General features: G+C 44.2%; 3 protein-coding genes and 3 tRNA genes. 1 reads left to right on the top strand and 5 read right to left on the bottom strand.

Annotated features, from left to right (window positions below):
- Window position 1: 1 nt before the first annotated feature.
- The 5 genes from Q4549_RS21785 to gltX all read right to left on the bottom strand — a co-directional run bounded on the left by Q4549_RS21785 (window position 2) and on the right by gltX (window position 4,439).
- Window positions 2-77 (bottom strand) — tRNA-Ala (locus Q4549_RS21785).
- 23 nt (window positions 78-100) lie between these two features.
- Window positions 101-176, bottom strand: a tRNA-Ala gene (locus Q4549_RS21790).
- 144 nt (window positions 177-320) lie between these two features.
- Window positions 321-2,018 carry a fused response regulator/phosphatase gene (locus tag Q4549_RS21795; protein WP_303554598.1) on the bottom strand — a complete coding sequence of 566 codons (1,698 nt, stop codon included), beginning with the start codon at window positions 2,016-2,018 and terminating at the stop codon, window positions 321-323.
- The gene (locus Q4549_RS21800) at window positions 2,018-2,329 is read right to left on the bottom strand and encodes an STAS domain-containing protein (RefSeq protein ID WP_137674979.1); all 312 of its coding nucleotides are present in this window, start codon (window positions 2,327-2,329) and stop codon (window positions 2,018-2,020) included. Before Q4549_RS21800 ends, Q4549_RS21795 begins: the two co-directional genes overlap by 1 nt.
- Window positions 2,330-2,951: 622 nt before the next feature.
- Window positions 2,952-4,439 (bottom strand): glutamate--tRNA ligase, encoded by a 1,488-nt coding sequence (gene gltX, locus Q4549_RS21805; RefSeq protein WP_303554596.1) that lies wholly within the window; start codon window positions 4,437-4,439, stop codon window positions 2,952-2,954.
- A gap of 230 nt (window positions 4,440-4,669) precedes the next feature.
- Between gltX and Q4549_RS21810 the strand changes: the two genes are divergently transcribed.
- Window positions 4,670-4,745, top strand: a tRNA-Val gene (locus tag Q4549_RS21810).
- The last annotated feature ends 1 nt before the right edge of the window (window position 4,746 follow it).

The following is a 4,746-nucleotide window of genomic DNA, read 5'->3' on the forward strand; positions in this document are numbered from 1 at the left end:
TTGGTGGAGCTACGCGGGATCGAACCGCGGACCTCTTGCATGCCATGCAAGCGCTCTCCCAGCTGAGCTATAGCCCCGATATACGGTATGGGATGTGAATTGGTGGAGCTACGCGGGATCGAACCGCGGACCTCTTGCATGCCATGCAAGCGCTCTCCCAGCTGAGCTATAGCCCCAAAATCACACTGCTTTCAACACAATAAGCCTTGAAAGCGAGCAGAATTCTAAGCAGCCAGCGGAATAGTGTCAACCGTTTTTCCTAAGAAACGCGCCACTTGCTCAATTAGCCAACAATTAGCGGAGGATTACTCAAATTTGGTTTAATGTTGGCAGCGATAAATAACGCTCACCTTTGTCCCTTTATCCAAAACATCTAAGCTTTCGCAAAGGGACTCCACCAATTTTAGCCCTCGCCCAGAATATTGCTGTGCAGGATCGTTTGTGGCGGTTTTGCTTAAATCGAAGCCTTTGCCACTGTCGCTGACTTCAATGGTAAATTGGCGACTAGCTTGGCCATCAAAATCAATTGTAATGTTAACCCAGCCTTCACTTAACTGTTTAGCTCTGCGCTTACGCTGGCGGTAATACTCTTCAAAACCTTCAGCCGAGGTTTTAATCGAAGACTCAAGCCCAAGAACGCCGTGTTCAAAAGCATTATTAAATAACTCACTCACAATGGTGAATAATATATTTCGGTCGGTTTGATGAACCGAAAGTTCTTGCAGCGTGGTCATTAACAAGGGGATTGGCGTAAACTGTTGCAAGCTGTTTACGTCTAAACAAAGTTGCCAGCGCCACTTCCCTCTAGGCTGATTTGAACCAGCAAAAGTACTGGCGGCTTCGGCATTAGGCCGATTAAGCAAATCAGGGATTTCCACCATACTGATGTCGTCTAACTGCTCTGCCCCATTACAAAAACGTTCCAATTGCTGTTGAATACAAGCGATAAAAGAAGGTTGCCCGCTACGGCTATTAAAGGCGGCTTCTAAGCGCTGCTCGCCAAACATTTCTCCCTCTATGTTCACCGCTTCTGTTACGCCATCGCTAAGCAATACGATGTGGTCGTTAGGCAACCATGGGATGGTTTTTAGATTGAGCTCTACCGTAGTTTGAATGCCAAGAGGCAGTGACTCAGAGATCAAACGTTCACGCATTGCTTGCTGCTGAGTATTGTAGATAAGTAGTTCTGGCATGCCGCCATTCCAAACGGTAAGCGACTTTTGTTGTAACGATGCCTCAACAAATGTACCCGCCATAAACATTCCGGTAGGTAACAAGCGATGCAGCCGTTTGTTTATTTGCCGCAAAATAGCGTCTGCAGTGTATCCCTTTCGCGTCATACCCCTGAAGATATCCGCCACTGGCATGGCACCAATAGCCGCACGCAAACCATGGCCGGTAAAGTCGCCTAACAACAAGTGAATATCGCCGTTCGGTCGATATTCGGCCAGCACAACATCCCCCGAAAAAGTAGATGCGCTATTTAAAGACACCAGTAACTCGCGATCTGCGCAGTAAGAATTAGCCACTGCGCTACTAAATACTCGCTCGGCCAGCTCTTCTTCTTCTTGCAGTTGATTATGTAATCGGCTTATTTCGTTGTAGATAGCTTTGGTGCGCTCAAAACCCAGGGCTTTGGCTTTTAGCACTGCTTGGTGGACAGGCTTAAATAAAATGTCATCCCCGCCGCTGGCTATGCACTTAACCAATGCGTCCACTTCATTCTGGGCGGTAACAAATAATACCGGGACAAACTTACTGCCACAAAGCTTTTTGATTTCGGTAGTGGCTTGATAACCGTCCATCACCGGCATCAATATATCCATAAAAACAATATCGACTGGCTGCTGCTTAAAAACCTCAACCGCTTCTTCACCGTTTTCAGCATGTACTACTTGGTAGCCTATGTCGCCCAATATTTTGCCTAACAGCAGGCGATTAATACGTGTATCGTCCACCACTAAGGCGGTGCCTTTAACGGCTTTATTTAGAAAACTAAACGTAAGATCTTCGTGCACTAGTTTTCTATTTTGAGTAATTTGTCGAAGTTGGCTATTTCTAATATTTTTAGAATAGCGGGCGATGGCTTACGTATGGTTAAGGCCAAGGCTTGACTCTTTTCAGCATGCTCTTTTAGTAACAACATCATGCCAAGCGCTGAGCTATCCATATAATCAGCGGCACTTAAATCAAGGATAAGTTGCACTCCTTCAACTGATATATTTTCATAACAAGCGCGAAAATCTCGGTGCAGTGAATAATCAAAGCGCCCAGTGATACAAATAATTAACTGACCCAAATCTTGATTTAATTGACTACTGATAGACATCAGATCTCCTTATAGCGAATAATGAGCAGCAAGGAATTACCCTTACATGCCTCATATTTAGCACTGCGTTCAAGCCCTATACAAGCATTCCTTGCTTGCAACACTGGTGATTTTTGAATGGGTTTATTGTTTCCAATTAATCAATAAAAACAACACTCCATTAGTGACAATCACCCTAGCAACAATAGCAGTTGATGTGATTAACACATACTCCTATTTACATAAAAGTCACTTAAAAAGTTGATTTACGTTAAGCCATAATAGCCAACGAAATATCAGCAGAAAACAACATGTTGAACGATTGTGTCAATTTAGTTAACAAACTAATAAAAAATCACAAAATAAATGGGATCTACCGAGGGTTTTCACACTTAACTGTTTGTTCAAAAAACAAACTGTGAAGCGTTTCATGGTTTTGAGGTGGAAGCTTGTAGCATGATGACGCTACTACTGATGCATATTTAAGGAACCCGATGAGTATTAAACTTCAATTGCAGTTCTTGCTGGCGCTAGGTTTACTGGTTGCAGCCTGTGGCAGCATGTTATTGGTATAACAATTCACTTTAGAAAATACAAAAAAAGCCAACTCTAAGAGTTGGCTTTTTACATTAAACAAAAAGGTTTACCAGCTAGCTTTATAGGCTCGGTAAGCTTTATCTAATGATTTAGCTTGTTTCTTACTCACACCAATATGGCTTAGCGCAAAACGTAATCGCGCTCGACTCATATCTGATCCTAGAATCGCCATTGCATCTACCACTGATGTAGAGCTAGTTTTGCCGGTAATCGCTACAAAAATAGGCTCTAGGAAGTCACGGATTTTCACATCTAAGTGAGTAGACAATTGCTTAGCAACAGCAAACACCGTGTCTTTGTCCCACTGGCGCTGCTCTTCTAGCTGCCAAATAAACATTTGTAACAAGCTACGAACTTGCTCTTCTTCTAGTTTACCGCCAGTAAGTAGCTCTGGTGCATATTCAGGCATGCCTGAGATAAAATGCCCAGCTAATGGCGCTAAATCACTAAACACATCTAAACGTGCTTTAGCTTGAGGAATAATGTTCATCAAGGTTTCTTGATTGTAAGCCCACTCAACTAAGCGTTGGGCTAGTTGCTCATCACTTAGTTCTTCGCGGATCCACAAACCGTTTAACCATTTAAGTTTTTCAACATCAAATACGGGGCCACCTAATGACACACGCTTCATGTCGAAGTGCTCAATCATTTCTGCCAAGGTGAATTTTTCACGCTCGTCTGGCATAGACCAGCCCATGCGGCCTAAATAGTTAAGCATTGCTTCTGGTAAAAAGCCCATTTTGCGGTAGTAGTTCACGCTAGTTGGGTTTTTACGCTTACTTAACTTGCTCTTATCAGGGTTACGTAACAATGGCATGTGGCCCAATACTGGCGCTTCCCAACCTAAATCTAAGTATAATTTAAGCAGTTTTGGCGCCGAGTTTAGCCATTCTTCACCACGGAACACGTGAGTAATGCCCATTAAATGATCATCTACCACGTTAGCTAAAAAGTAGGTTGGCAAACCATCGGCTTTAAGTAGCACTTGCATATCTACTTGTTCCCATGGGATCTCTACGTTGCCACGCAGGTAATCGTTAAAGCTAAAGCTGCCCGATTCTGGGATTTTCATGCGAACTACATAAGGCTTACCTTCTGCCAGGTTCGCAGCAATCTCTTCGGCGCTTAGCGTTAAACCACGGCCATCGTATTTAGGCTGTAAACCTTCGGCCATTTGCTGCTTGCGCATTTCGTCTAATTCTTCAGAGGTGGCAAAGCAATAAAATGCCTTACCTTCATCAATCAGCTGCTGAGCATATTTTTTATAAATATCGCTACGCTCGCTTTGACGGTAAGGGCCCGCATTGCCGCCGCAGTCTGGACCTTCATCCCAGCTTAGCCCTAACCAGCTTAGGCTGTCGTAAATAGCTTGCTCAGATTCACGCGAGCTGCGCGCTTGGTCGGTATCTTCAATACGTAGAATAAATTCGCCGCCATGTTGCTTAGCGAAACAGTAATTAAATAGTGCGATGTAGGCGGTACCTACATGTGGGTCACCTGTTGGCGAAGGTGCTACGCGAGTACGAACTGTCATGTTTATTCTCTAGTTAAGTAAATTGACCGAGTTGAATGGCGCGGATTTTACCACACCCGCTAAAATTCGCTAGACAGCAGCTATACTCATATCACGCTTTATTTGCTAATAATTGCCTCATCAAAGCTGCCAATTTGGGCATTTTGACGAGAATTTGCGCAAGCAGTCAGTTTCCTTTAAATTTGCGTTGACACCTCCGCAGACCACCCTATAATACGCCCCCACAAGACGGTCGCTTAGCTCAGTTGGGAGAGCATCGCCCTTACAAGGCGAGGGTCACTGGTTCAAGCCCAGTAGCGACCACCAT

Origin of the sequence: Agarivorans sp. 2_MG-2023 (assembly GCF_030548085.1) — a bacterium.
In the GTDB taxonomy this organism is placed as follows: domain Bacteria; phylum Pseudomonadota; class Gammaproteobacteria; order Enterobacterales; family Celerinatantimonadaceae; genus Agarivorans.

What these genes read in the sequence shown, in the direction of transcription:
- Q4549_RS21800 (WP_137674979.1), bottom strand. Translation starts at nt 2,329, where the DNA reads ATGTCTATCAGTAGTCAATTAAATCAAGATTTGGGTCAGTTAATTATT.
- gltX (WP_303554596.1), bottom strand. Translation starts at nt 4,439, where the DNA reads ATGACAGTTCGTACTCGCGTAGCACCTTCGCCAACAGGTGACCCACAT.